The sequence below is a fragment of the Streptomyces spinoverrucosus genome (assembly GCF_015712165.1).
GTDB lineage: Bacteria > Actinomycetota > Actinomycetes > Streptomycetales > Streptomycetaceae > Streptomyces > Streptomyces spinoverrucosus_A.
In genome coordinates, this window is the sequence record NZ_JADPZX010000001.1 from 1,046,839 (window position 1) to 1,072,056 (window position 25,218).

Here is a 25,218-nt window from a genome sequence, read left to right on the forward strand (position 1 = left end):
CCACCTGACGACAAGCGAAGGATCAAGAGCTCGTGAGCAGCAAGGTCCCCCCGATCATCCTCAACAACGGCGTCGAGATGCCCCAGCTGGGCTTCGGCGTGTGGCAGGTGCCGGACGACGAGGCGGAGCGGGCGGTCGCCACGGCGCTGGAGGCCGGGTACCGCAGCATCGACACAGCGGCGATCTACGGCAACGAAGAGGGCACCGGCAAGGCCATCGCCGCGTCCGGAGTCCCGCGCGAGGAGCTTTTCGTCACCACCAAGCTCTGGAACAGCGACCAGGGGTACGACTCCACCCTCCGCGCCTTCGACGTCTCCCTCGACAAGCTCGGCCTGGACTACGTGGACCTGTACCTGATCCACTGGCCGAGCCCGGCGAAGGGCAAGTACGTCGACACCTACAAGGCGTTCGAGAAGCTGCACTCCGACGGCCGGATCAAGGCGATCGGCGTCTCCAACTTCCTGACGGAGCACCTTGAGCGGCTGATCGCCGAGACGTCCGTCATCCCGGCCGTCAACCAGATCGAGCTGCACCCGCACCTGCAGCAGCACGCCGCCCGGGAGTTCCACGCGGAGCAGGGCATCGCCACCGAGGCCTGGTCGCCGCTGGGCTCGGGCAAGGGCCTGCTGGAAGTCCCGGCGATCGTCGCCATCGCCCAGAAGCACAACCGCACGCCCGCCCAGGTCGTGCTGCGCTGGCACCTCCAGCTCGGCAACGTGGTGATCCCCAAGTCCGTGACGCCGTCCCGGATCAAGGAGAACATCGACGTCTTCGACTTCAGCCTGGACACCGAGGACCTCGCGGCGATCAGCGCCCTGAACGAGGACCGCCGCCTCGGCCCGGACCCGGCCACGTTCGAGATGGGCTGACCTCAAGGTCGTACACCTGAAGGTCCTTCGAGGGCGCCCCGGGATCCACAGCGGTCCCGGGGCGTTCGCATGCGTGCCAGGTCCAGGTCCGTGTCCAGGTCCATGTCCAGGTTCAGGTTCAGGTCCACGTCAAGGTCCGCAGACGTCCCGGTACGGCACGGACGGCACATACCTCCGCCACTCGGCCTCGGTGAGCCCGCCGCCCGCCCGGGCGCACAGGGCGTCGGCGGCCCGGTCGGGCCTCATCTCCCGTGGCCGGGCGGCCAGATGGGGTGTGGCGATGCTCAACCGGCCACCGCTCCCGCTGAACTCCAGCCGCAGCACGGGCCCGTCCCCGACCGGCAGCACAGCGGCCGGCAGCCCCGGTGCCGCCGTCTCCCACACCCGTACCGATCCGTCGGACCCGCTCACGGCGAGCAGCGCGCCGTCCGCCGAGAACGCCAGGACCGGCCCGTCGATCGCCGGGTCGACCGCCCGCAGGACGGCGATCCAGTCCTCAAGGCCCGTCACACGCGTACCGGTTCACGAGCCCCCGCCCCGTCCGCGCGGACACGCCGTCGTCCTCGTCCCCGTCGCCGTTTCCCTCGCCCTGGGGCTGTGGGGCGTACGGCGTGGCGGCAGCACGTGGCGGGACGAGGCGGTCACGTACGACATGGCCCGGCGAACCCTGCCGGAGCTGTGGGCGACGCTTGCCCGGGCGGACGCCGTGCACGGCCTGCACTACCTGCTGATGCACGGCCTGTTCCGGCTCTTCGGCGACGCGGATCCGCTGCTGGTGCTCCGGCTGCCGTCGGTGCTGGCGGCCGCCGCGGCCTGTGGCACGCTGGCGCTGCTCGGCCACCGCCTCGCGGGTCCGCGCGCCGGGCTGCTGTCCGGGGTGGTGTTCGCGTTGCTGCCGCCGGTGCAGCGGTACGCGCAGGAGGGGCGTTCGTACGCGCTGGTGTGCGCGCTGGTGATCTGGGCGACCTACCTCCTCGTCCGGGCCGTGGCGACCGGAACACGCCGGGCCTGGGCCGGGTACGGGGCGGTCGTGCTGGGCGCGTGCCTGCTGCACGAGTTCGCCGTACTGGCCCTGGTCGCGCACGCCGTGGCGGTGCCGGTCGCGCGGCGCCGGGCCTGGCTGCGGGCCGCCGTGCCGGTCTGCGCGGCGGTCGCGCCGCTCGCCGTGTTCAGCGCGGGCCAGTCGGCCCAAGTGGCGTGGATCGGCGACCTCGAGGTCGGTGCCGTCGCGAGCTTCGCCGGGGTGACCGTGCTCGGCGTGTGCTGCGCCGTACTACTGCGCGGAGGTCGTGGGCCGATACGACTGCCGGTGCCGGCGTTGGCGCTGCTGGTGCTGCCCGCGCTGGCTGCTGATGCTGGTGTCACTGGTCAAGCCGCTGTACGTGGACCGCTACGTGCTCTACGGCCACGCGGGCACCGCCCTGCTGGTCGGCGCCGCCCTGGACCGGCTGGGGCGGGCCCGGGCCGCCGCGCTGCTCGCCGCCGCGGCCGCCGTCCTCGCGCTGCTGCCCTACTCGGTGCATCTGCGCACGCCGGCCAGCCGCCTCGACGACCTCACCGCCATCGCACAGGCGGTGCGCGAGGCCGGGCGCGACGCCGACGGCGTCCTCTATCTGCCGGGGCGACGGAGGGTGTGGTCGCTGTCGGACCCGGCGGCCGTGCGCGCGCTGCGGGACATCGCCCTGGACCGCACCCCGGCCGCCTCGCACACGCTGTACGGCACCGAGGTGCCCGCGCACGTCGTGCGGGCCCGGATGCTGGCGACGCCGCGCATCGTCGCCGTCGGCGACCCGCCCGGGCAGCCGCTGGACCGGACCGAGGCGGAGCTGGTCAAACGGCGGGTGCTGGACGCGTACTTCGAGGAGTGCCGGGCCTGGCAGGTGCAGGGGGCACGGATCGCGGTGTACGCGCGCCCGGGTCGCTGCTGAGGCAAGGCGCCTACAGCGCCCTGGTCGCGGTGTGCACCGTCTGCGCCGCCAGCAGGAAGAGGTCCGGGCGGTGGTGGACGCTCGCCTTGTCGTCGGGGTCGAGGAGGCGGTCGAGGGTGTCGCGGTCGGTGGTGTCGAGGCGTTCGGCGAGGGCGTCGCGGGTGCGGGTGAGGGTGGCGGCGATGTAGGCGCGGGCCCTTTCGGGGGCCGGGGCGGGCAGGTCGAGCAGGAAGCTGCGGGTGCGTGTGTGGGTCAGGCCGGCGGCGGTCAGCAGCGCCGGCCAGTCCTCCGTCTCGTCGACCGTGCCGGGCAGCCCCGCGCGCATCTCGGTGAACCACTCCTCCTCGATCGCGTTCAGCCGGGCCTGGAGCCCCGGGCGGCCGATGCCGATGTCGCGCGGCAGGAACCGCGTGGGCAGGCCGCCCTCCATGATCGCCAGCGTGCCGCCGGGTGCCAGCCGCTCGGCGAACGCGGCGAGGGCGGCGCGCTGGTCGCCGAGGTGGTGCAGGCTGCGGCTGGCCCAGAGCAGGTCGGCGGGGTAGTCGAGGTCGCCGAGCACGTCGGGCAGCTCACCGGCGAGGGTGCTGAACCGGTCGGCGAGGCCGAGGCGGGCGGCGCGGTCGCGGGCCCGGGCGAGGAGCGGCTCGGAGCCGTCGACGGCGACGATCCGGGCGCCCGGGAAGGTCTCGGCGAGCAGACAGGACACGACGCCGGGTCCGCTGCCCGCGTCGACGACCAAGCCCGGGTCGGTCTGCTGCTTCGCCAGCCAGGCCAGGGCCCGCTCGTACAGGGACGAGTACAGCTCCGCGCCCGCCTCCAGCAGCGGGGCCATCTCGGTCCAGTCGATCTCGGCGTGGTCGTGGTGGTGACCGTGCCGGTGCTCCTGCTGGTGGGCGTGGTGGTGGTCGTGCGCCATGGGTCAGCCTCTCCTCCGTGTGCCGCCAGCGTGCGACGGCGCACGGGGACGGTGCAAGAGACGTTGCCGAAGCGGCAAAACGCGGGCCGTGGAAAATCGGATGCCCGGAACCGGCCCACTCCCCCACGATGACCCCATGGACGACGAGATGGTGGAGCGCTTCCTCGAGGACGGGTTCGTGAAGATCGAGGGCGCCTTCCCGCCCCGCGTCGCCGAGCACTGCGCGCGGCTGCTGTGGCGGGAGACGGGGTACGACCCCGCCGACCCCGGCACCTGGAAGGACCCCGTGCACTGGGTGTACGACATGGCGCAGGGGCCGTTCGCCGCCGCGGTCAACACGCCTGTGCTGCACGAGGCGTTCGACGCGCTGGTCGGCGCGGACCGCTGGACGTCGCGCTACTCGCTGGGCAGCTTCCCGCTGCGGTTCCCGCACGAGGAGGAGCCGGACGACGCGGGCTGGCACATCGAGGGCAGCTACGCCCCGGAGGGCGCCACGCTCCCCCACACCAACCTGCGATCGAGGGACCGGGCCCTGCTGATGCTGTTCCTGTTCAGCGAGGTGAGCGAGGCGGACGCCCCCACCAGGATCAGGGTCGGCTCGCATCTCGACGTACCGCCGGTCCTTCAGCCCTACGGCGAGGAAGGCGCCTCCTTCATGGAGCTCGGCCCGAAGGTGGACGCGGCCTCCGAGCGCCGCCCGCTCGCATACGCCACCGGCCGTCCCGGTGACGTCTACCTCTGTCATCCGTTCCTGGTCCATGCCGCCCAGCCGCATCACGGCACGCGCCCGCGTTTCATGGCGCAGCCGCCGCTGCTCCCCGCCGAGCAGCTCCGGTTGGAGCGGCCCGACGGGGACTACTCGGCGGTGGAGTTCGCGATCCGCCGGGGTCTGGAGCCTCGCGAGGCCTGACCCCGGCGGACCGGATCGGTTCAGGACAGCGGCGGGTAGGCGTTGGCCATCAGCTGCCGGAACTGCGCGGAGAACCAGTGCCCGGACAGCGGCGCGTCCGGCAGGGCACCGGACATGTTGTTGCCGTTGCGCGGGTTGCCCGTGTAGGTCGGGTCGCACATCCGGTCGAAGCCCTTGCCCTCGTCGTTCGGGATCTCCCGGCTGGCCCCGTCGGACTCACCCGGCGGCTTCATCCACACGTAGGCGTCGATCCCGGCGGCGGGAGCGGCCTGCGGGCGTTCGCCGAGCCCGGCACCGGACTGGTTGCACCAGTTGCCGATGTGGATCCGGCGGTCGTAGCGGCCGCCGTCGACGTAGGTGTCCACGGTGGTCGTCGCGCCCGGGCCGGCGGGCCGTGCGCTGCCGCCCCAGCCGTTGCGGGAGGTGTCGATCAGCATGCCGATGGAGGAGTTGAAGCCGACCGAGACCAGTTGGTTGCGGAAGGCCTGCGCGAACGACAGCTCGTCGACGTAGCGGTTCCAGTCCACCCACTTCGACTCGCGGACCGACTTGCCCGCGACGTTGTCGTTGATGGTGAAGTTGTTCTCCTTCAGGGCGCTGTAGTTCGCCGTGTTGGTGATGAACCCGTGCACGTCGCCCACCGTGGCGCCTTCGGCGGTCGCCGCCTCCTTGAAGGTGTTGGCCGAGGCGCCGAAGTTGTCGTCCCAGCCGATCCAGCCGTGGTGGCCGGCGTCGACGTAGTTGTAGACGTTGGGCACGTCGCCGAGCTTGTTCAGGGCGTAGCCGACGCCCTTGACGTAGTTGCCGTTGGCCTTCATGACATCGCACTGCGGGGTCGCCGTCGGGCGGCTGCCGGTGTTGGTGACGAGGTTCGGCAGCGAGTCGATCTCGACGGTCGTGACGATCCGCAGCGAGGCGTACTTCGGGTCGGCGAGGATCGCGGCGATCGGATCGATGTACTCGGCCTTGTACCGGTCGAGCTCCGTCGGGCCAAGCTCGCCGTTGGAGGCGAGGGCCGCGCAGTCACGGCCGGGCAGGTTGTAGATGACCAGCTGCACGACCAGCTCGTCGGAGCCCTTCTGGCGCAGCGCCTCGTCGAGGTGAGCGCGCAGGCCCATGCCGCCGTTCACGCCGTTGATCGCGGCGATCCGGTCCAGCCACACCCCGGTCGGCTGGTTGGAGATGCGGCTGCCGCCCGGCTCGGCGGCGGCCTTCGCGGACCATTCGGGGTTCACGTACACCTTGGCGCCGGCGTACGGGTTGTCGACCCGCCCGCCCGGGCCCCCGGGGTCCGGCGGGTCGGTCGGGCCGCCGCCGCCGTCGTCGACGTTGCAGGTCACACCGTCGAGGGTGAAGGTGGTGGGCAGGGCGTTGCTGCCGCTGTAGGTGCCGTTGAAGCCGAAGCTCACCGAACCGCCGGTCGCCAGCGTCCCGTTGTAGCTCTCGTTGGCGGCCGTGACGGCGGTCCCGCTCTGGGTGACCTTGGCGTTCCAGGCGCTGGTGATCCGCTGGTTGCCGGCGTACGACCACTGCACCGACCAAGCGGACTTGGCGGCGTTGTTGTTGGTGACCGTGACGGAGGCGGTGAAGCCGGTGTCCCACTGGTTCTGCACCGTGTAGTCGACGGTGCAGGGGACGGCGGCAACGCCTGCGTCGCCGGGCACCGCCGCGATGGCGGTCCCGGTCGCACCGGCCACGAGCGCCAGCGCGGCGAGCAGTGCCGTTCTCGTTCTGGTACGGCTCATGAGTGCGGGTTCCTCATCTCTCACAGGTGGGTTATCCGTCCAGGGCGCGCAGGTGATCACGCAGCCCGATTCCGTACGACGTGGGAGTCCCGTCGTAACTGCTGATCAGGGCCGGACCGGAGGAGCAGTTCCAGGTGTTCCAGGTCCAGCCGAGGTAGGAGAGTGCGCGGGCGTCGAACCACGCCATGACGCGGTCGACGAAGGAGTGCGCGCAGGAGTTCTCGCCGATCTCGCCCGCGACCAGCGGAACTTGCGCGGCGACCGGCGCGAGCGTGCTGTCCCAGCAGCTCTCGTTCGCGCAGGCGTTGAAGTTGTAGACGTGCCAGGCGGCGGCGAGATTGCCCGTCGGGTCGGTGGGCTTGTACGTCAGCCACTGGCTCAGGTCGTTGGAGTAGGCGAGCCCGCCGGCCAGGATGACGTTGCGCGCGCCGGTGGCGCGGATCGCGTCGATCAGGTCCTGCATGCCGGCGACCTCGTAGCCGATGCCGGGGCAGGTGCCGCCGTCGCGCCAGCAGGTCCAGGCCTGGGCGGCCGTGGCGGTGGCACGGTCCGGATAGGGCTCGTTGAACAGGTCGAAGACGACGGTCGGGTCGTCCTTGAAGGTGTTCGCCACCGAGGTCCAGAAGGACGGGGTGTACTCCATGTTGGGCATCGGCTTCTGGCAGGTGGCGTGCACGTCGGCGCAGCCGGCCGAGTTGCCGGTGTACTGGCCCCAGGACCAGTGCAGTTCGAGCATCGGCGTCATGCCGTGCGCCTTCACCCTGGCCACCAGGTCCTTGACGGCGTTGATGTAGTTCGCGCCGGCGTACTCGGGCTTGATGTTGGAGGTGCCGAGCCAGCACTCCTCGTTGAGCGGGATGCGCACCGTGTTGGCGTTCCAGTCGGCGATCGCCTTGACGGACGCGTCGTCGACCGGGCCGTCCCAGATGCCATAGCCCTGCACGCAGGCGAACTCGCCGCCGGACCGGTTCACGCCGAGCAGCCGCCGGGTGGTGCCGGCCGCGTCCACCAGCTTGTTCCCGGACACCCGCAGCGCGGGCGGCCCGTCGCCCGGCTCCGGTGGATCGGTCGGATCCGTCGGGTCGGTGGGCGTCGGGGTGGGCTCGCTGTCGACGTTGCAGGTCGTGCCGTTGAGCTTGAACGACGTCGGTACGGCGTTGTTCCCGGACCAGGAGGCGAGGAACCCGGCGCTGACGCTCGCGCCGGTGGCCAGCGAGCCGTTCCAGCTCTCGTTGGTGGCGGTGACCGTCGTACCGGACTGGGACCACTTGGCGTTCCAGCCCTGGCTGACCTTCTGGCCGCCGGCGAAGTCGAAGGTGAGGGTCCAGCCGGTCAGCGCGGCCGAGTTGTTGGTGATGCGCACGCCGCCCTGGAAGCCGGTGTCCCACTGGCCGGTGACGGAGTACTCCACGACACAGGCCGGGCCGGCCCCGGACGCCGTGACGACCGGTGCGACCGCGGTGCCCACGAGGGCGAGCGCGGCGGCACCGGCGAGTAAAAGAGCTGAACGCGGGGGGTGTCGCATGAGCGACTCCTTGCAGTTCGGGCGCGTCGTGACGGACGCGTCGACTGATGGAATCGCTCCCACTGGTGTGGCCGAAGGTAGCGCCAAGTGACGGTAAAGAACAGGGGCGTCGCTGACTTTTCCTCAACGGCTGCCCGTCGAATCTTTTCGACTCTTCAAGCACCTTGACCCCTCTTCACCCCGTCCCCACTATGGGAGCGCTCCCACTGGTTCAAGCCTTGACTTCTCCCCGAACCGGCAAGGAGGAACCAGCACATGCCCCCCAGAAACAGACGCCGTGCGGCGCGGCGGTTATGGACGGCCGTCGTGGCCGCACTCGCGGTCCCCTTGTCGATGCTGGCGGCGAATCCGACTCCCGCGCACGCGGCGGCGGTTCAGTGCGGCGTCGACTACAAGACCAATGACTGGGGCTCCGGCTTCACGGCCGACCTCACGATCACCAACCGGGGCACGGACCCGATCGACGGCTGGACCCTGACGTACTCCTACGCGGGCAACCAGCAGCTGACGAACGGCTGGAACGGCACCTGGTCCCAGTCCGGCCAGTCGATCACCGTGCGGAACGCGTCGTACAACGGCACGATCGCCACCGGCGCGGCCGTATCCACCGGCGCGCAGTTCACCTACAGCGGCGGCAACGCCGCCCCCGGCTCGTTCGCGATCAACGGCACCCCCTGCACGGGCGCGCACCAGCCGCCCATCACGGTGCTGACCAGCCCCGCGCCGGGCGCGGTCTACACGCAGGGCAGCGCGGTCCCGCTCGCGGCCACCGCCGCCGCGGCCGACAACGCCACCATCACCAAGGTGGAGTTCTACGACGACACCACCCTGCTCGGCACGGACACCACCTCGCCGTACTCGCTCTCGGCCGCCAGTTTGACCGTGGGCGGTCATTCGCTGGTGGCCAAGGCGTACGACAGCCTGGGCGCGTCGGCGTCGTCGACGCCGGTCGGCATCACGATCGCCTCGGGACCGGCCGTGGTGGCCGCCCCGGCCCAACTGCCCGTCCGTCAGGGCCAGTCGGCGACGTTCGACGTGAAGCTGTCGACCCAGCCGTCGTCGAGTGTCACCGTCACGACCGCGCGGACCGGCGGGAACACCGGCCTGTCGGTGACCGGCGGCGCCTCGCTCACCTTCACGCCGGCGAACTGGAACACGGCACAGAAGGTGACCATCAGCGCCGACTCCTCCGGCACCGGCGCGGCCACCTTCGAGTCGACGGCGCCCGGACACGGCAAGGCCACGGTCACGGCCACGCAGATCGCCGCGGCCAAGGAGTACGACGCCCGCTTCCTGGAGCTCTACGGGAAGATCACCAACCCGGCGAACGGCTACTTCTCCCCCGAGGGCATCCCTTACCACTCGGTGGAGACACTGATCGTCGAGGCGCCGGACCACGGCCATGAGACCACGTCGGAGGCGTACAGCTACCTGCTGTGGCTGCAGGCCATGTACGGCAAGGTGACGGGCGACTGGTCGCGTTTCAACGGCGCCTGGGATCTGATGGAGAAGTACATGATCCCCACCCACGTCGACCAGCCGAACAACTCCTTCTACACGCCGTCCAAGCCGGCCACCTACGCGCCCGAGCACGATCTGCCGAGCCAGTACCCGGCCCGGCTCGACACGGGCGTCTCCGTCGGTCAGGACCCCATCGCCGCCGAGCTGAAGAGCGCGTACGGCACCGACGACGTCTACGGCATGCACTGGCTGCAGGACGTCGACAACGTGTACGGGTACGGCAACTCGCCCGGCAAGTGCGAGGCGGGCCCGGCGGACACCGGGCCGTCGTACATCAACACCTTCCAGCGGGGCCCACAGGAGTCGGTGTGGGAGACCGTCCCCCAGCCGACCTGCGACGCCTTCAAGTACGGCGGCCCGAACGGCTACCTGGACCTGTTCACCGGCGACGCCTCCTACGCCAGGCAGTGGAAGTTCACCAACGCCCCGGATGCCGACGCGCGTGCGGTACAGGCGGCGTACTGGGCGGACCTGTGGGCCGAGCAGCAGGGGCAGGGCGCCGCGGTGGCGGGGACCCTCGCCAAGGCCGCGAAGATGGGCGACTACCTGCGCTACGCCATGTACGACAAGTACTTCAAGAAGATCGGCAACTGTGTGGGGGCGTCGGCCTGCCCGGCGGGTACGGGGAAGGACTCCTCGCACTATCTGCTGTCCTGGTACTACGCCTGGGGCGGCGCCACCGACACCTCGGCGGGGTGGGCCTGGCGGATCGGCTCCAGCCACGCGCACGGCGGCTACCAGAACCCGATGGCCGCGTATGCGCTCAGCGCGTATCCCGACCTGAAGCCCAAGTCGGCGACGGGCGCGGCGGACTGGGCCAAGTCGATGGACCGGCAGCTGGAGTTCTACCGCTGGCTGCAGTCGGCGGAGGGTGCGATCGCCGGTGGGGCGACGAACAGTTGGCAGGGGCGGTACGGGACTCCGCCGTCCGGGAAGTCGACGTTCTACGGCATGTACTACGACGAGAAGCCCGTGTACCACGACCCGCCGTCCAACCAGTGGTTCGGCTTCCAGGCGTGGTCCATGGAGCGGGTCGCCGAGCTGTACCAGCAGACGGGGAACGCGCAGGCCAAGGCGGTCCTCGACAAGTGGGTCGACTGGGCGCTGTCCGAGACGACCGTCAATCCGGACGGCACGTACCTGATTCCGTCGACGCTTCGGTGGTCGGGGCAGCCGGACACGTGGAATCCGTCCAGCCCCGGCGCCAACAACGGGCTGCACGTCACCGTCGCCGACTACACCAACGATGTCGGTGTGGCGGCCGCGTATGCCAAGACGCTGACGTACTACGCCGACCGGTCCGGTGACAGCGAGGCGGCGGCCACGGCGAAGGCACTGCTCGACGGTATGTGGGGCAACCACCAGGACGCGCTCGGCATCGCCGTGCCGGAGACTCGGGCCGACTACAACCGGTTCGACGACGCCGTGTACGTGCCGAGCGGGTGGAGCGGCGTGATGCCGAACGGGGACGCGATCAACTCGTCGTCGACGTTCGCTTCGATCAGGTCGTTCTACGAGGACGATCCTGCGTGGTCGAAGATCGAGAGTTATCTGGCGGGTGGTGCGGCGCCCTCGTTCACGTACCACCGGTTCTGGGCTCAGGCGGACATTGCGTTGGCCATGGGCTCTTATGCGGAGTTGCTGGAGTAGCGGTTCGCAGAACGTTCTGGGGGGCGCGGGGTGTACGGCGACTGCGGGTTTTTTGTGGCTGGTCGCGCAGTTCCCCGCGCCCCTTAAGGGCGTTGTTCCCCACCCCTTTTGAAGAAGGGACCCATCGTGCGAAGAACCCGCATTCTTACGGCCGTGCTTGCGCTTGCGGCCGGGTTGCTCGCGGGCGCGCCGCCCGTGGTCGCGGCCGGCAGTGAAAAGGTCGCCATCGCCGCCGACACTTACACCTGGAAGAACGCCCGTATCGACGGTGGTGGGTTCGTCCCCGGCATCGTGTTCAACCGGACCGAGAAGAACCTGGCCTACGCCCGTACTGACATCGGCGGCGCCTATCGCTGGGTCGAGTCGTCGAAGACCTGGGCCCCGCTGCTGGATCACGTCGGCTGGGACCACTGGGGGCACACGGGCGTGGTGAGTCTCGCGTCCGACTCCGTCGATCCGGACAAGGTGTACGCGGCGGTCGGTACGTATACGAACAGCTGGGATCCCGGGAACGGGGCGGTGCTGCGGTCCTCGGATCGGGGTGCCAGCTGGCAGAGGAGCGACCTGCCGTTCAAGCTGGGCGGCAATATGCCGGGGCGGGGCATGGGCGAGCGACTCGCGGTCGACCCCAATCGGAACAGCGTGCTGTATCTGGGCGCGCCCAGCGGCAAGGGGTTGTGGCGGTCGACGGACTCGGGGGTGAGCTGGTCGCAGGTGACGAGCTTTCCCAACCCTGGGAACTATGTGCAGGATCCGAGTGACACCAGCGGGTACGCCTCCGACAACCAGGGCATCGTGTGGGTCACCTTCGACGAGTCGACCGGTACGGCGGGGAGCGCCACCCGGACCGTCTATGTCGGTGTCGCCGACAAGGACAACGCCGTGTACCGCTCGACGGACGCGGGCGCGACCTGGCAGCGGCTCGCCGGTCAGCCGACCGGGTATCTCGCGCACAAGGGCGTCCTGGACGCCGAGAACGGCTATCTGTATCTGGCTTACAGCGACAAGGGCGGGCCGTACGACGGCGGCAAGGGCCGGCTGTGGCGGTACGCGACGGCAAGCGGTGCGTGGACGGACATCAGTCCGGTCGCGGAGGCCGATACCTACTACGGCTTCAGCGGTCTGACCGTCGACCGGCAGAACCCGGGCACGGTGATGGCGACGGCGTACAGCTCCTGGTGGCCGGACACCCAGATCTTCCGCTCCACCGACAGCGGCGGCACCTGGACCAGGGCCTGGGACTACACGTCGTACCCCAACCGCTCGAACCGCTACACGATGGACGTCACGTCCTCCCCGTGGCTGACCTGGGGCGCGAACCCCTCGCCGCCGGAGCAGACGCCGAAGCTCGGCTGGATGACCGAGGCGCTGGAGATCGACCCGTTCGACTCCGACCGCATGATGTACGGCACCGGCGCCACCGTCTACGGCACCGAGGACCTCACGAACTGGGACAGTGGCGGCACGTTCGGCATCAGGCCGATGGTGCGGGGCCTGGAGGAGACGGCCGTCCTCGACCTCGCCTCGCCCTCGTCGGGCGCCCCGCTGCTCAGCGCCCTCGGTGACGTCGGCGGCTTCCGGCACACGGACCTCACCAAGGTCCCGCCGATGATGTACACCTCCCCCAACTTCACCTCGACGACCAGCCTGGACTTCGCCGAGAGCAATCCGAACACGGTCGTGCGGGTCGGCAATCTGGACTCCGGGCCGCACGTCGCCTTCTCGACGGACAACGGGGCCAACTGGTTCGCCGGGACCGATCCTTCGGGCGTGAGCGGGGGCGGTACGGTCGCGGCGGCGGCCGACGGGAGCCGGTTCGTGTGGAGCCCCGACGGCACCGGCGTGCACTACGCGACGGGTTTCGGCTCGTCCTGGGCCGCGTCCAACGGCATCCCGGCGGGCGCGATCGTCGAGTCCGACCGGGTGGACCCGAAGGTGTTCTACGGCTTCAGTTCCGGGAAGTTCTACGTCAGCACGGACGGCGGCGCGACCTTCACGGCGTCCGCAGCCAGTGGTCTGCCCAGCGGGGACAGCGTCCGCTTCAAGGCGTTGCCCGGCGCCAAGGGCGACATCTGGCTGGCGGGCGGGGCGCCGGACGGGGCGTACGGGCTGTGGCGGTCCACGAATGGTGGGGCGAGCTTCACCAAGCTGCCGAACGTCGAGCAGGCCGACACCGTCGGCTTCGGCAAGGCGGCGCCCGGGGCCTCGTACCAGACGCTCTACACCAGCGCGAAGATCGGCGGTGTGCGCGGCATCTTCCGCTCGACCGACCAGGGCGCGACCTGGACCCGGATCAACGACGACGCCCATCAGTGGGGCTGGACGGGAGCGGCGATCACCGGTGACCCGCGGGTCTACGGCCGGGTGTACGTGGCGACCAACGGGCGCGGGATCATCTACGGCGACACCTCCGACTCAGGCGGTGGCACCGATCCCGGTCCCGGTCCCACGCCGACCGGCGCCTGCGCGGTGACGTACAAGATCACCAACCAGTGGTCGGGCGGTTTCCAGGCGGACGTGCAGCTCAGCAACACGGGGACGACCGCGTGGAACGGCTGGTCGCTGAACTGGACGTTCCCGAACGGGCAGACGGTCTCCCAGATGTGGAACGCCGAGCCCACGCAGTCCGGTTCGGCGGTCACGGCGAAGAACGTCGGCTGGAACGGCACCGTGGCGGCGGGCTCATCGGTGAGCTTCGGCTTCACCGGGGGCTGGTCGGGAACGAACGCGAAACCGGCTTCCTTCAAGGTCGGCGAGCGGACCTGCACGGTGAGTTGACCGAGCGAGGGCGTGTGCCGGGGACGGTGCGCGCCCTCCGTAGGATCGCCGCGTGACTGAGATCGATTGCACAAAGACATCTAGGTTGGCTCACCGTGAGCGTGCGGGGGCGGAATTATCGGTACGTGGGACCGGTCGACCTGAAAACCGCGGTCCGGCCTGGCAGCGGCGGCTGCCGGATCGGCTCTGCGGCTGACTTCGACAGTTGGGTCGCTGAGCGATCGGCGGCGGAGCTGGTCGAGCCGTTCACCTTTGTTCTCGGCACGGACGGCGTGCTCCGGCTGGCTCCGCGACGAAGCGAGCATGTGGCCTGTGCAGGTGGAGGATCGGTCCTGAGCGCCGGCGAGATCAGCTTTACCCATGAGGCGGGCTTCACCCACGAAGCCGCGAGGTCGGCGGGACGCGGTCAGCGCGTAATCGCACGTGAGAAACCCGGCGACGTCGGCGATCATCCCCGGGATACTGGTCGCCCATGGATGAGGTCAAAGTCGTCTTCGCCCATTCCGAGCGCGCGATTCTGCGCGTCGGCGATGTGTTTCTGAAGGTGGACCCCGATCAGGCGCGCATCGACGTCGAGGTCGAGGCGATGTCCCTCGCGCCCGTCCCGACCCCGGAGGTCCTGTGGCGCAAGCCGCCCGTGCTCGCGATCGCCGCCCTCCCGGGGACGACGCTTGGACGCCTCGGCGGGCCGTCGACCGGATCGTCGGCGGCGTGGGCCGCGGCGGGCGCCGCCATCCGGAAGCTGCACGACGCGCCGCTGCCGCCCCGGCCCGGCCGGGCCGGCCGGAGCATCGTCGCGCTGGTCGCAGAACTCGACGACGAATGCGAGCGGCTTGTGACGAACGGCGTGCTGCCCGCGGACCTGGTCACCCGCAACCGCCAGGTCGCCGAGGCCGCGCTCCGGCCGTGGACTCCGGCGTTCACGCACGGCGACCTGCATCTCGAGCATGTCTTCGTCGACGGCGACGAGGTCACGGGCATCATCGACTGGTCCGAGGCGGGCCAGGGCGATGCCTTGTACGACCTCGCCACGTTCACGCTCGGACATGAGGAGCACCTTGACGACGTCATCGCCGGCTATGGCACTGACGTCGACCTCGACGTGATCCACGCGTGGTGGTCGTTGCGAAGCCTGCTGGCGGTTCGCTGGCTGGTCGAGCACGGTTTCGACGCGTTCGCGCCGGGTTGCGAGGTCGACGTGCTGAGATCCCGCATGTGAGGCTGCGCGGGCCCGGAACTGCTGCGAATGCGTTGTGACGCATCGCGAAGGCCATCCCCTGGGCGATCGCCCGCCCATACTCTCAACAGAGTGCGGTGCGCAGACGTCGCCGGCAGATGACGGCGCAGCCGAGGGTGACGAACGCGTGGTGGATGTCGTCGCGGATCTCTCAGCGGATGCGCAGGCGGCGGAACCAATGCAGCAGCGCGATCGCTCCTTCCACGACCCAGCGGTACACCCCCAGGCCGGAGCCGTGCCCGGTGCCACGCCGGGCGAGGTGCGGGGTGATCTGGAACCGACGGACCTTGTCCCGGCAGACCTCGTGGTCGTAGCCGCGGTCGGCATACAGGTGCTTCGGGCGGCGCAGTGGCTGACCGCGCTTGCCGCGGATCGGCGGGACGGCCTGGGACAAGCGGGATCAGTTGGGTGACGTCGTTGCGGTTGCCGCCGGTGGTGATCGCGGCGAGCGGGATGCCGTGCGCCTCGACGATCAGGTGGTGCTTGCTGCCGGCCTTGCCTCGGTCCGCTGGGGACGGTCCAGTGGCGGGCCCGCCCTTCATCGCGCGGATGTGGCTGGAGTCGACCGCGGAGCGGGAGAGGCCCAGCAGGTCCGCGGCCCGCAGCTCGGAGAGCAGCAGCTCGTGCAGCCGCTGCCAGACCCCGGCCTCGTTCTGGGAGTCGTAAGACTCATGCAAGGGCAGGACTGGATCGCGCAGACGCAGGAACTGCTCGAGGCGGCGATGTTCGGCGGGGACGCCTGTCAGAACACGCCCTTGTACACCTGCCACCCCGAGGCGATCTTCGTGCGGGGGCCGAACGTTCCCGAGCCGGTGCCGTTGTTGCGCCACAGGTTGCCGGAGGTGTCGCGGGAGACGAAGTCCGCCTTTCCGTCGCCGGTGATGTCGCCGGGGCCGAGGACGGTGTTGTACGACGTGCCCCAGTCGGAGGCCACCTTCACGCGGGACGTGAAGCCGCCGGAGCCGTTGCCGGCGTACCGCCAGAGGGTGTTGGAGCGGTCCTGGGCGAGGAAGTCGGCTCGGCCGTCGCCGGTGATGTCGCCGACGCCCACGATCTTCTTGTAGCCCGACCAGTTCGCCGCGATCCGGATCCGCGCCGACAGCTTGCCCGTGCTCGTGCCCTTGTACAGGAAGAGCTCCCCGGTCGACGCCTTGCGCGCGATGAGGTCGGGACGCCTGTCACCGGTCAGGTCCCCGGGCGAGGTGAGCGCGTTGTACTGGTTCCACCCGGTGCCGAGCGAGGTGCGCGGAGTGCTCGTCAGGAAGTTCTGGCAGTCGCCGCGGACGGCGGCTCCGACCGACGGTCACGGCGAGAACAGCCAACGCGGCGACGATGCTGCGGGTGGTGGTACGACTGACCATCGTCGCCTCTTAGGCCTCTCGACAGAAAAAGGCGTGACGGGACGGCGGCGACCGATCGAACGTGCGTCAAGGGCAGTGCGAATGCGCCCAGCCCCCCAGCTGCCCCCCGTGCACAGCGGCCCGAGCTTTGCCTTCTGGACTGGGCGGCCTGGGCGGTCTGGGCGGCGAGGAAGGCGCACAACTGCTCACCGACCATGTAGGACACGGTCCTAGTGGCGTTCCCCGGTCGAAAACGGCGGCTGGTTGCAGCACGCAGACAGCCGCCGTTTCAGTTGAAGCTTCAAGGGCACTTTCCCTTGTTCAACAAGTCACGGTGTGTAGACCGTGGGGCGCGGGGCCGTGGCCATGCCGTTGCCGAGGAAGAAGCTCGGGTGCGGGGGCTGGTTGTAGGCAGTATTTTGCCAGGCCAGGGCCACGCGGTACTGGGTGTCGTGCAGCAGGGTGGTGATCCTGGTCGTCGTCTCGTGCGGGGTCGAGTAGATCCGCAGCGCCCGGTTGTCGCTGGTGCGCCAGACGACCTCCTCGCGCCAGTCGCCCAGGATGTCGCCGGAGACGGCCGGGGTGGACTTGGTGCCGTTGTTCGACGAGACGCCGGATCCGGTGAGCAGGCGGGTGTCGGAGGAGGTGCCGTACTTGTCGATGCGGGTGCCGTCGAGGAGCTCGCGGACCGGGTCGGCGTCCCACCAGCTGACGAAGTTGACGCTGGACGGCTCGCGGCCGAGCGAGGCGCCGGTCGCCGAGCGCAGGGTGGTGTCCGAGGCGGACCAGGACTCGGCGCCCGCGGAACCGGCGTGGACGTCGGCGGAGACACCGCGGCCGTTGTCGGCGCCGGACGCGGTCTGCCACAGGATCTGGCCGGTGCGGGCGTCCGCCATCCAGGAGCCGGGCTTGGAGGAGTCCTCGGAGACCTTGAAGTACTCCAGGCCCGAGCGGGCGGGGTTGAGGTCGCCGACGTGACCGGCGTCGCCGTGGCCGAGCTTCGTCGTCCACAGGCCGTTGCCGTTGTCGTCGACGGTCATCGCGCCGTACACGATCTCGTCCCGGCCGTCGGCGTCCACGTCCGCGACGGACAGGCTGTGGTTGCCCTGGCCGTCGTATCCCTTGCCCGCGTTGGTGGAGGAGTTGGTGTCGAAGGTCCAGCGGCGGGTGAAGGACCCGTTGCGCCAGTCCCAGGCGGCGATGACGGTACGCGTGTAGTAGCCGCGTGCCATGACCAGCGACGGCCGGGCGCCGTCCAGGTAGGCGGTTCCGGCGAGGAAACGGTCTACGCGGTTGCCGTAGGAGTCGCCCCAGGAGGAGACCGAGCCACGGGCCGGGACGTAGTCGACGCTCTGCATCGCCGCGCCGGTCCGGCCGTTGAACATGGTCAGGAACTCGGGACCGGACAACACGTATCCGCTCGGGTTCCGGTGGTCGGCCGACGCACTGCCGATGGCCTTGCCCGTGCCGTCGACCGTGCCGTCGGCGGTCTTCATGGCGACCTCGGCGCTGCCGTCGCCGTCGTAGTCGTACGCCTGGAACTGCGTGTAGTGCGCGCCGGAACGAATGTTGCGGCCCAGGTCGATGCGCCACAGCCGGGTGCCGTCGAGCTTGATGCCGTCGACGATCGTGTTGCCGGTGTAGCCGGACTGGGAGTTGTCCTTGGCGTTGGTGGGCTGCCACTTGAGGACGAAGTCGAGGGCGCCGTCGCCGTCGAGGTCGGCGACCGAGGCGTCGTTGGCCTCGTAGGTGTAGGCGGCGCCGTCGGGGGTCGTGCCGCCGGCGGGCGGGGTGAGGGGCACGTCCTTGTAGCCGGCGCGGAACTGGACGGCGTGCACGGAGTCGCCCTGCTCGACCCCGTTCACCACCGCGCGGACGGTGTAGTCGGCGTGGGATGGGGCGCCGGAGTGGAAGAAGTTGGTGGAGCCGGTGATCGGCGTGGAGTTGACCTTCGTACCGGCGCGGTAGACGTTGAACGAGACGTTGTCCGGATCGGTTCCCAGCCAGCGCCAGCCGACCAGATTGCCGCTGCCGGTGTGGACGCTGACCACGCCCCGGTCGAGCTTCTCCACCTGACGGGCGGTGGCGGCCTCGGCGGAGTCCGTGCCGAGGACGGTCAGTCCACCGCCGACCAGCGTGAGGGCGGCGGTCGTGGTGGCGAGGACGGCGGTGGTGCGGCGTCTGCGGTGCTTGTGCGGGTGCGTCACGTGACATGCCTCCCGGGGCGGGCGGACGGGTTCCGTCTCTCAGTCGCCGCCGGGAGGCCGTGAGTTGCCGTGGATGCGGGCCAGTTCCGCGACCGTCCGGGCGATCCTGTCGCGCGGTTCGGCGGGCGCCGGCACCTCGCCGCCGGTGCCGAGGCGCAGGAACTCGGCGTGCGCGTGGTCGACGGACTCGATGGGCACGGTCGCGAGCGTCCAGCCGTCGTCCTGGACACGGCCGTTGTCCCGCACTGCCAGGTCCGCCGGCCCGCCCAGCCGCGTGCCGGGCGCGAGCTGTACGACCGCCTCCGCGCGGTACAGCGCACGGTGGAAGTCGCGTTGGTACGCCGTCCAGTACGCGGCCAGGTCGAAGTCGTCCGGGCGGGTGAACTCCTCGTCGCTCGTGGCGAGTTCGAGGATCTGGTCGACGCGGAAGGTACGGGGTCCGGGGCCTGCGACGACGTACCAGCGCCCCGCCGGCAGAGCGGCGCGCACCTTGAGCTGAGCGGTGGCCAGGACCGGGCCGAGGCCCAGCTGGGCGGCGGGGCCGGGTGGGGCGGCGAGGAAGAGGGCCTCGGCCTCGTCGGCCGTCAGTCCAGTGAGCCGGGTGCGGTCACCGGCCAGCAGACGGTAGCCGCCGGAGTGGCCCGCGTCGCCGTAGAGCGGTACGCCGGCGGCGGCGAGGCCTCGACGTCCCGGTGGTCCCTGAACTGGTCGTCCAGCAGCAGCGGCGAACTGTTTCCGCCGGTGATCGGCCGGTTCCGGGGCAACGCGGGCGAGCTCTACGGCGACGACACCGGATCATGGACTTCACCCGGGTTTCTCGAACGCCCGCAGGGTGAACCACGGGTCCGGGCGGGGGCGGTCCTGGTCGGGGAGTTCGGCGAGGCGGGTGGCGAAGTCGTCGGCGAGGGGGTGACCGGGCGGGAGGGTGACGAACCAGCCGCGGCGCAGGTCGGCGATGGTGCGGCGGGGGCTGCGCCCCTGGCCCCGCCCCGGGAAGCGGGCCCGTCCGGCGGGCAGGAGACCGTGTTCGGCGGCGTACGACTCGACGGCGGCCGAGGTGTCCAGGGCGGGGCTGCGGGGGCGGGAGGCGAGGATGGCATCGATGTCACTGCCGACGTTGTGGGCGGCGGCCTTGTCGACCGTCGTGACGTAGACGCCGCCGGGGCGCAGCACGCGGGCGCACTCGGCGACGGCGGCCCTGACGTGCTCCGGCCGTCGCAGCAGGTGCAGCAGCCACACGCTGGTGACGGCGTCGAACTCCCCGTCCCGGAAGGGCAGTCGGTGGCAGTCGGCGAGGACGACGGCGCCGGGCAGGCGGGCGGCGGCATGGCGTGCCATGGCGTACGTCAGGTCGGCGCCCGTCACCCGCGTCCCGGGCCGGGCCGCCGCGAGCCGCCGGGTCACGATGCCGGTGCCGCAGGCCACGTCGAGCAGCTTGCGCGTCTGCCGCGGTACGAGGCTCAGCACGCCCTCCGCGGCGGCGGCCGCCCTGGGCTCGCCGCCCCGGGAGGCGTCGTACCGCTCGGCCTCGTCGGTGTAGTCCAGCACCGTGCGCTCAGCCGGCGCCGTGCGCGGGGGCGAGGGCCTCCACCCGCTCGGCGAGCTTGAAGTCCATCCGCGTCACCTTGCCGCCGGCGCTGTGCGTGCTGACGGTGAGGGTGACGGTGTTGTAGCCGAGGGTGAGGTCGGAGTGGTGGTTGAGCTCCTCCTGGACCTGGGCGATGTGCACGACCAGGGCCGTCGCCGCCAGGTGCGAGCCGAGTCGGTAGGAGCGGGTGAGCCGGTCGCCGTCGAGCGACCAGCCGGGCAGCTCCGCCAGCCGGTCCTCGATCTCCTTCTGCGACAGCGGTTCGACGGGCATGAGGTCGCTCCCTTCGTGGATGTCGCGTACCCGTTCAGCGTGCCACAGGCGGGCGGCTGCGGCCCTGGTCAGGACGGTGCCGATGATCGGGAACGGTCAGGAACGCGCACATTCGGCCGCGAGATCGTCAGCGAGCGCAGCCGGCGCGTGAACCCCGTCTCGTTCATCGGCCCTCCTCGACTACGGTCGTAGGCATGACCACGCTCCCGTCCGCGCACGGCACCCCCGCCGACCAGGGCGTCGGCCCGCTGCTACGGGCCTGGCGGGAGCGGCGGCGGATCAGTCAGCTGGAGCTGGCGTCGCGGGCGGGCTCCTCGGCGCGGCACATCAGCTTCGTCGAGACGGGCCGCTCCCGCCCCAGCGAGGAGATGGTGCTGAAACTGGCCGAGCACCTGGACATCCCCGTGCGGGAGCACAACGCGCTGCTGCTGGCGGCCGGTTACGCCCCGCGCTACCCGCGGACGCCCCTGGACGACCCGGCGCTGGACGCCCTGCGCGAGGGCATGGAACGGCTGATCCGCGGCTACGAGCCGTACCCGGCGCTGGTGCTGGACGCGACGTACAACGTGCTGGCCGCCAACCGGGGCGTCACCATGCTGCTGGAGGGCCTCCCGGAGTCCCTGCTCGGTCAGCCGCCGAACGTCATGCGGCTGACCCTGCACCCGGAGGGCCTGGCGCCGCGCATCCGTAACTTCCGTGACTGGCGGGCGCATCTGCTCGCCCAGATGGAGCGGCAGATCGCGCTCCACCGCTCGGCGGCGCTGCGGGAGTTGTACGAGGAGGTGGCCGCGTATCCGGTGCCCGAGTCGGCGACCGGTGACGAACCGGCCGAGCGCGTCCCCTACTTCGCGCTGCCGATGCGGATCGAGCACGAGGGCCGGACCCTGTCGTTCGTCTCGTCGATCTCCACGTTCAACACCCCCATGGACGTGACCGTCGCCGAACTGGCCATCGAGACACTGCTTCCGGCCGACCCGGCGACGGTCAAGTACCTTCACTCGCTGCTGCCCTGACAAGCGGAACGTGACACACTGCTCGCATGCTTTCGGCTGCTTTCGGCGCGTAGGGGAGGCGTGGCGTGAGTGAGCGGCGGGCCGCGCCCACCGTGGGCCAGGTGGTTCTCGGAAAGCGTCTGCAGGAGCTGCGCGAGGCAGCCGGTCTGGGGCGCGAGGAGGCCGCCCGCGTCCTGCGGGTGGCCCCGGCGACCGTACGGCGGATGGAGACGGCCGAGGTCGCGCTCAGGATCCCGTACCTGCAGATCCTGCTGCCCGCCTACGGCGTCCCCGAGGACGAGGTGACGGCGTTCGTCGCGCTGGCCGAGGAGGCGAACCAGCCGGGCTGGTGGCAGCGGTTCAGCGATGTGCTGCCGGACTGGTTCAGCCTGTTCGTCAGCCTGGAGGGCGCCGCCCGGCTGATCCGCTCCTACGAGCCGCACTTCGTGCCCGGACTGCTCCAGACGGAGGACTACGCCCGTGCCGTGCTGGAGGCCGGGACGATCGGGCAGTCCGGCGGTGCGGAGATGATCGAACGGCATGTCTCCCTGCGCATGGCCCGGCAGGAGCTGCTGCGCCGGCCCGACCCGCCGCACCTGTGGGTGATCATGGACGAGACGGTCCTGCGCCGCCCGGTGAGCACACGCCGTGAGGTCATGGGCGCCCAGCTGGACCGGCTGCTGGAGGCCGCCGAGAGCGACCGGGTCACGCTCCAGGTCGCCGAGTTCGCCCGGGGCCCGCATCCGGGGACGTACGCGCCCTTCTCCCTGTTCCGCTTCGCCGAGGCTGAGCTGCCGGACATGGTCTTCACCGAGTACCTGACCGGCGCCCTGTATCTCGACTCCCGCAGCGAGGTCTCCGCGCACCTGGAGGTGCTGGACCACATGACCGCGCACGCCGCGTCGGCCCAGCGCTCCAAGAAAATCCTCCAGGAGTACCGCGGGGGCGTGTGACCCACGCCCTTGAGCCATCCCCGACACACGACGAGGAGACCGCACCGCATGACCGGATCCGACGCCGAGTCCACCCGGATCGACACCAGCCGACCGCATCCGGCCCGGGTCTACGACTGGTGGCTGGGCGGCAAGGACAACTACCCGGTGGACGAGGAACTGGCCCGCAGGATCCTCGCCGTGGACCCGACGGTGCTGCGCGGGGCGCGCGCCAACCGCCGGTTCATGCACCGGGCGGTGCGCACGGTCGCCCGGGCCGGGATCCGCCAGTTCCTGGACATCGGCACCGGTATCCCCACCGAGCCCAACCTGCACCAGGTGGCGCAGGGCATCGCGCCGGAGTCCCGGGTGGTGTACGCGGACAACGACCCGATCGTCCTCCGGCACGCGCAGGCCCTGCTGCACGGCTCAGCCGAGGGTGCCACCGCCTACGCGCACGCCGACGTACGCGACCTCGACACCCTGCTGCGGCGGGCGGGCGAGACGCTGGACTTCGACCGGCCGGTCGCGCTGTCGCTGGTCGCGCTCACCCACTACCTCGACGACGAGGTGTACGGGCTGCTGAAGCAGTACGTCGACGCGCTCGCCCCGGGCAGCCACCTGATCGTCTCCCAGGTCACTGCCGACCTCAGCCCCGAGGCCGTCGAGAAGGCCGCGGACAATTTCCGGCGCACCGGCACGCCGTTCTTCCCGCGCTCCCTCGCCGAGTTCTTCCGCTTCTTCGACGGGCTGGAGCTGCTCGGCCCCGGCGTCATCCCCGTCCACGGCTGGCGGCCGGAGCCGGAGGATGTCGCCGCGCAGGCGGAGGGAGTCGTGCCGGTGTACGCGGGCGTGGCCCGCAAGCCCTGACCGGCTGGCGGGCACGCGGGCCTGACGGGCGGGCGGGGCCCTACGCCGCTCCGCCCTTGGTGTCCTTCTCGTCGTCGACGATCTCCGCGTCTACGACGCCCTCCTCGTCCTGCGGTGCGGTGCGCTCCCCGGTGGTGCCCTCCGTGGGGGTCTGCTGGGCCTGGGCGTACATGGCCTGGCCCATCTTCTGGCTGACGGTGGCGAGTTTCTCGACGCCGGTGCGCAGTTCGCTGGTCTCGGCGTTGCGTTCCAGCGACTGCTTCAGGTCCGTGACCGCCGACTCCACCTCCGACTTGGTGTCGGCCGGCACCTTGTCCTCGTTCTCGCGGAGGAACTTCTCCGTCTGGTAGACGAGTTGTTCGGCCTGGTTGCGGGTCTCGGCGGCCTCGCGGCGATTGCGGTCCTCCTCGGCGTACTGCTCGGCCTCCCGCATCATGCGGTCGATGTCGTCCTTGGGGAGGGCCGAGCCGCCGGTCACGGTCATCTTCTGTTCGCGGCCCGTGGCCAGGTCCTTCGCGGAGACGTGCATGATCCCGTTGGCGTCGATGTCGAACGCGACCTCGATCTGCGGGACGCCGCGTGGGGCCGGCGGCAGCCCGGTGAGGTCGAAGACGCCGAGCTTCTTGTTGTACGCGGCGATCTCACGTTCGCCCTGGTAGACCTGGATGCCGACCGAGGGCTGGTTGTCGGCGGCCGTGGTGAAGATCTCCGAACGCCGGGTGGGGATGGTCGTGTTGCGTTCGATGAGCTTGGTCATGATGCCGCCCTTGGTCTCGATGCCCAGGGACAGCGGGGTGACGTCGAGGAGCAGCACGTCCTTGACGTCGCCGCGGATGACACCGGCCTGGAGGGTCGCGCCGACGGCCACCACCTCGTCCGGGTTGACGCCCTTGTGCGGGTCCTTGCCGGTGAGTTCCTTGACCAGGTCGGTGACGGCGGGCATCCGGGTGGAGCCGCCGACGAGGATGACGTGGTCGACCGCCGAGAGCTTGATGTTCGCGTCCTTGACCGCCTGGTGGAAGGGGGTCTTGCAGCGGTCGAGGAGGTCGGAGGTGAGCTCCTGGAACTGGGCGCGGGTGAGCTTCTCGTCGAGGTGCAGGGGGCCCTCGGCGGAGGCGGTGATGTAGGGCAGGTTGATCGTCGTCTCGGTGGAGCTGGACAGCTCGATCTTGGCCTTCTCGGCGCCCTCGCGGAGCCGCTGGAGCGCCATCTTGTCGTTGCCGAGGTCGATGCCGTACTGCCCCTTGAACTTCTTGACGAGGTGCTCGACGATCCGCTGGTCCCAGTCGTCGCCGCCGAGGTGGGTGTCGCCGTTGGTGGCCTTGACCTCGATCACGCCGTCGCCGATTTCGAGGAGCGAGACGTCGAAGGTGCCGCCGCCGAGGTCGAAGACGAGGACGGTCTGCTCCTCGCCCCGGTCGAGGCCGTAGGCGAGGGCTGCGGCCGTGGGCTCGTTGATGATCCGCAGCACCTTCAGGCCGGCGATCTCCCCGGCCTCCTTCGTCGCCTGCCGCTGGGCGTCGTCGAAGTAGGCGGGCACGGTGATCACCGCGTCCGTGACGTCCTCGCCGAGATACGCCTCTGCGTCCCGCTTCAGCTTCTGCAACACCCGTGCCGACAGCTCCTGGGCCCGGTAGCGGGTGCCGTCCACGGAGCCCTGCTCGGGGAACCGCCAGTTCGCGTCGCCCATGTGCCGCTTCACGGAGCGCGCTGTGCGCTCGACGTTCGTCACGGCCTGCCGCTTGGCGACCTCTCCGACGAGTACCTCGCCGTTCTTGGCGAAGGCCACGACCGACGGTGTGGTCCTGGCCCCCTCCGCGTTGGCGACAACCGTGGGTTCGCCGCCTTCCAGAACGGCCACCACCGAGTTCGTGGTCCCGAGATCGATACCGACCGCGCGTGCCATCGCTGTCCCCTTCCGCCAGGGAGCCTCTTGA

General features: G+C 70.5%; 18 protein-coding genes and 4 pseudogenes. 11 read left to right on the forward strand and 11 right to left on the reverse strand.

Annotated elements, in window-relative coordinates:
- The first annotated feature begins 32 nt into the window (after window positions 1-32).
- Window positions 33-869 (forward strand): aldo/keto reductase, encoded by an 837-nt coding sequence (locus I2W78_RS04790; RefSeq protein WP_196457237.1) that lies wholly within the window; start codon window positions 33-35, stop codon window positions 867-869.
- A gap of 129 nt (window positions 870-998) precedes the next feature.
- Here the strand turns inward: I2W78_RS04790 and I2W78_RS04795 are convergent, their stop codons facing one another.
- On the reverse strand, window positions 999-1,379 hold the full coding sequence (locus I2W78_RS04795; RefSeq protein ID WP_307783598.1) for a WD40 repeat domain-containing protein: 381 nt from the start codon (window positions 1,377-1,379) through the stop codon (window positions 999-1,001).
- Between the two features lie 220 nt (window positions 1,380-1,599).
- Here I2W78_RS04795 and I2W78_RS40130 point away from each other — a divergent pair.
- Together I2W78_RS40130 and I2W78_RS40135 are read left to right on the forward strand one after the other, a co-directional pair.
- Window positions 1,600-1,983: pseudogene (locus tag I2W78_RS40130) on the forward strand (glycosyltransferase family 39 protein); the annotation flags it as partial.
- Between the two features lie 238 nt (window positions 1,984-2,221).
- Complete coding sequence (locus I2W78_RS40135; protein ID WP_230885326.1) at window positions 2,222-2,797, forward strand: hypothetical protein; 576 nt, start codon at window positions 2,222-2,224, stop codon at window positions 2,795-2,797.
- 10 nt (window positions 2,798-2,807) lie between these two features.
- On the opposite strand, the gene I2W78_RS04805 is transcribed toward I2W78_RS40135, so the two are convergent.
- Window positions 2,808-3,713, reverse strand: a complete 906-nt coding sequence (locus tag I2W78_RS04805; RefSeq protein WP_196457239.1) for a methyltransferase — start codon at window positions 3,711-3,713, stop codon at window positions 2,808-2,810.
- Window positions 3,714-3,849: 136 nt separating this feature from the next.
- Here I2W78_RS04805 and I2W78_RS04810 point away from each other — a divergent pair, with 136 nt between their 5' ends.
- Complete coding sequence (locus I2W78_RS04810) at window positions 3,850-4,623, forward strand: phytanoyl-CoA dioxygenase family protein (protein WP_374222634.1); 774 nt, start codon at window positions 3,850-3,852, stop codon at window positions 4,621-4,623.
- Between the two features lie 20 nt (window positions 4,624-4,643).
- Here the strand turns inward: I2W78_RS04810 and I2W78_RS04815 are convergent, their stop codons facing one another.
- Entirely contained in the window at window positions 4,644-6,368 is a 1,725-nt protein-coding gene (locus I2W78_RS04815; protein WP_196457243.1) for a glycoside hydrolase family 6 protein, read from the reverse strand.
- 31 nt (window positions 6,369-6,399) lie between these two features.
- Complete coding sequence (locus tag I2W78_RS04820; RefSeq protein ID WP_196457245.1) at window positions 6,400-7,893, reverse strand: cellulase family glycosylhydrolase; 1,494 nt, start codon at window positions 7,891-7,893, stop codon at window positions 6,400-6,402.
- Between the two features lie 255 nt (window positions 7,894-8,148).
- On the opposite strand from I2W78_RS04820, the gene I2W78_RS04825 reads away from it, so the two are divergent.
- The 4 genes and pseudogenes from I2W78_RS04825 to I2W78_RS04835 all read left to right on the forward strand — a co-directional run bounded on the left by I2W78_RS04825 (window position 8,149) and on the right by I2W78_RS04835 (window position 15,061).
- Complete coding sequence (locus I2W78_RS04825) at window positions 8,149-11,064, forward strand: glycoside hydrolase family 48 protein (RefSeq protein ID WP_196457247.1); 2,916 nt, start codon at window positions 8,149-8,151, stop codon at window positions 11,062-11,064.
- A 126-nt stretch (window positions 11,065-11,190) separates the two neighbouring features.
- A complete protein-coding gene (locus I2W78_RS04830; RefSeq protein ID WP_196457249.1) occupies window positions 11,191-13,842 on the forward strand; it encodes a cellulose binding domain-containing protein in 2,652 nt (883 codons plus the stop codon).
- A gap of 95 nt (window positions 13,843-13,937) precedes the next feature.
- A pseudogene (locus I2W78_RS40140) lies at window positions 13,938-14,210 on the forward strand (hypothetical protein); the annotation flags it as partial.
- A 104-nt stretch (window positions 14,211-14,314) separates the two neighbouring features.
- Complete coding sequence (locus tag I2W78_RS04835) at window positions 14,315-15,061, forward strand: phosphotransferase family protein (protein ID WP_196457251.1); 747 nt, start codon at window positions 14,315-14,317, stop codon at window positions 15,059-15,061.
- 82 nt (window positions 15,062-15,143) lie between these two features.
- On the opposite strand, the pseudogene I2W78_RS40145 reads toward I2W78_RS04835, so the two are convergent.
- The 6 genes and pseudogenes from I2W78_RS40145 to I2W78_RS04870 all read right to left on the reverse strand — a co-directional run bounded on the left by I2W78_RS40145 (window position 15,144) and on the right by I2W78_RS04870 (window position 20,487).
- Window positions 15,144-15,909, reverse strand: a pseudogene (locus I2W78_RS40145) (IS5 family transposase).
- Window positions 15,822-16,340 (reverse strand): FG-GAP repeat domain-containing protein, encoded by a 519-nt coding sequence (locus I2W78_RS04845; RefSeq protein WP_196464418.1) that lies wholly within the window; start codon window positions 16,338-16,340, stop codon window positions 15,822-15,824. Before I2W78_RS04845 ends, I2W78_RS40145 begins: the two are co-directional and overlap by 88 nt.
- 408 nt (window positions 16,341-16,748) lie before the next feature.
- Window positions 16,749-18,626 (reverse strand): rhamnogalacturonan lyase, encoded by a 1,878-nt coding sequence (locus I2W78_RS04850; RefSeq protein ID WP_196457253.1) that lies wholly within the window; start codon window positions 18,624-18,626, stop codon window positions 16,749-16,751.
- A 39-nt stretch (window positions 18,627-18,665) separates the two neighbouring features.
- Window positions 18,666-19,304: pseudogene (locus tag I2W78_RS04855) on the reverse strand (helix-turn-helix transcriptional regulator); the annotation flags it as partial.
- Window positions 19,305-19,430: 126 nt separating this feature from the next.
- Window positions 19,431-20,174 carry a class I SAM-dependent methyltransferase gene (locus I2W78_RS04865; RefSeq protein WP_196457257.1) on the reverse strand — a complete coding sequence of 248 codons (744 nt, stop codon included), beginning with the start codon at window positions 20,172-20,174 and terminating at the stop codon, window positions 19,431-19,433.
- 7 nt (window positions 20,175-20,181) lie between these two features.
- Complete coding sequence (locus I2W78_RS04870; RefSeq protein ID WP_196457259.1) at window positions 20,182-20,487, reverse strand: 4a-hydroxytetrahydrobiopterin dehydratase; 306 nt, start codon at window positions 20,485-20,487, stop codon at window positions 20,182-20,184.
- Window positions 20,488-20,681: 194 nt separating this feature from the next.
- Here I2W78_RS04870 and I2W78_RS04875 point away from each other — a divergent pair, with 194 nt between their 5' ends.
- The 3 genes from I2W78_RS04875 (at window position 20,682) to I2W78_RS04885 (ending at window position 23,281) form a co-directional block, all read left to right on the forward strand.
- A complete protein-coding gene (locus I2W78_RS04875) occupies window positions 20,682-21,500 on the forward strand; it encodes a helix-turn-helix domain-containing protein (protein WP_196457261.1) in 819 nt (272 codons plus the stop codon).
- 65 nt (window positions 21,501-21,565) lie between these two features.
- Entirely contained in the window at window positions 21,566-22,432 is an 867-nt protein-coding gene (locus tag I2W78_RS04880) for a helix-turn-helix domain-containing protein (RefSeq protein ID WP_196457263.1), read from the forward strand.
- Between the two features lie 48 nt (window positions 22,433-22,480).
- On the forward strand, window positions 22,481-23,281 hold the full coding sequence (locus I2W78_RS04885) for an SAM-dependent methyltransferase (protein WP_196457265.1): 801 nt from the start codon (window positions 22,481-22,483) through the stop codon (window positions 23,279-23,281).
- A 40-nt stretch (window positions 23,282-23,321) separates the two neighbouring features.
- Here I2W78_RS04885 and dnaK read toward each other — a convergent pair whose 3' ends face one another.
- Window positions 23,322-25,187 (reverse strand): molecular chaperone DnaK, encoded by a 1,866-nt coding sequence (gene dnaK, locus I2W78_RS04890; protein ID WP_196457267.1) that lies wholly within the window; start codon window positions 25,185-25,187, stop codon window positions 23,322-23,324.
- Window positions 25,188-25,218 lie beyond the last annotated feature (31 nt).

What these genes read in the sequence shown, in the direction of transcription:
- I2W78_RS04885 (WP_196457265.1), top strand. Translation starts at nt 22,481, where the DNA reads ATGACCGGATCCGACGCCGAGTCCACCCGGATCGACACCAGCCGACCG.
- I2W78_RS04810 (WP_374222634.1), top strand. Translation starts at nt 3,850, where the DNA reads ATGGACGACGAGATGGTGGAGCGCTTCCTCGAGGACGGGTTCGTGAAG.
- I2W78_RS04805 (WP_196457239.1), bottom strand. Translation starts at nt 3,713, where the DNA reads ATGGCGCACGACCACCACCACGCCCACCAGCAGGAGCACCGGCACGGT.
- dnaK (WP_196457267.1), bottom strand. Translation starts at nt 25,187, where the DNA reads ATGGCACGCGCGGTCGGTATCGATCTCGGGACCACGAACTCGGTGGTG.
- I2W78_RS40135 (WP_230885326.1), top strand. Translation starts at nt 2,222, where the DNA reads ATGCTGGTGTCACTGGTCAAGCCGCTGTACGTGGACCGCTACGTGCTC.
- I2W78_RS04875 (WP_196457261.1), top strand. Translation starts at nt 20,682, where the DNA reads ATGACCACGCTCCCGTCCGCGCACGGCACCCCCGCCGACCAGGGCGTC.
- I2W78_RS04820 (WP_196457245.1), bottom strand. Translation starts at nt 7,893, where the DNA reads ATGCGACACCCCCCGCGTTCAGCTCTTTTACTCGCCGGTGCCGCCGCG.
- I2W78_RS04825 (WP_196457247.1), top strand. Translation starts at nt 8,149, where the DNA reads ATGCCCCCCAGAAACAGACGCCGTGCGGCGCGGCGGTTATGGACGGCC.
- I2W78_RS04870 (WP_196457259.1), bottom strand. Translation starts at nt 20,487, where the DNA reads ATGCCCGTCGAACCGCTGTCGCAGAAGGAGATCGAGGACCGGCTGGCG.
- I2W78_RS04815 (WP_196457243.1), bottom strand. Translation starts at nt 6,368, where the DNA reads ATGAGCCGTACCAGAACGAGAACGGCACTGCTCGCCGCGCTGGCGCTC.
- I2W78_RS04835 (WP_196457251.1), top strand. Translation starts at nt 14,315, where the DNA reads ATGGATGAGGTCAAAGTCGTCTTCGCCCATTCCGAGCGCGCGATTCTG.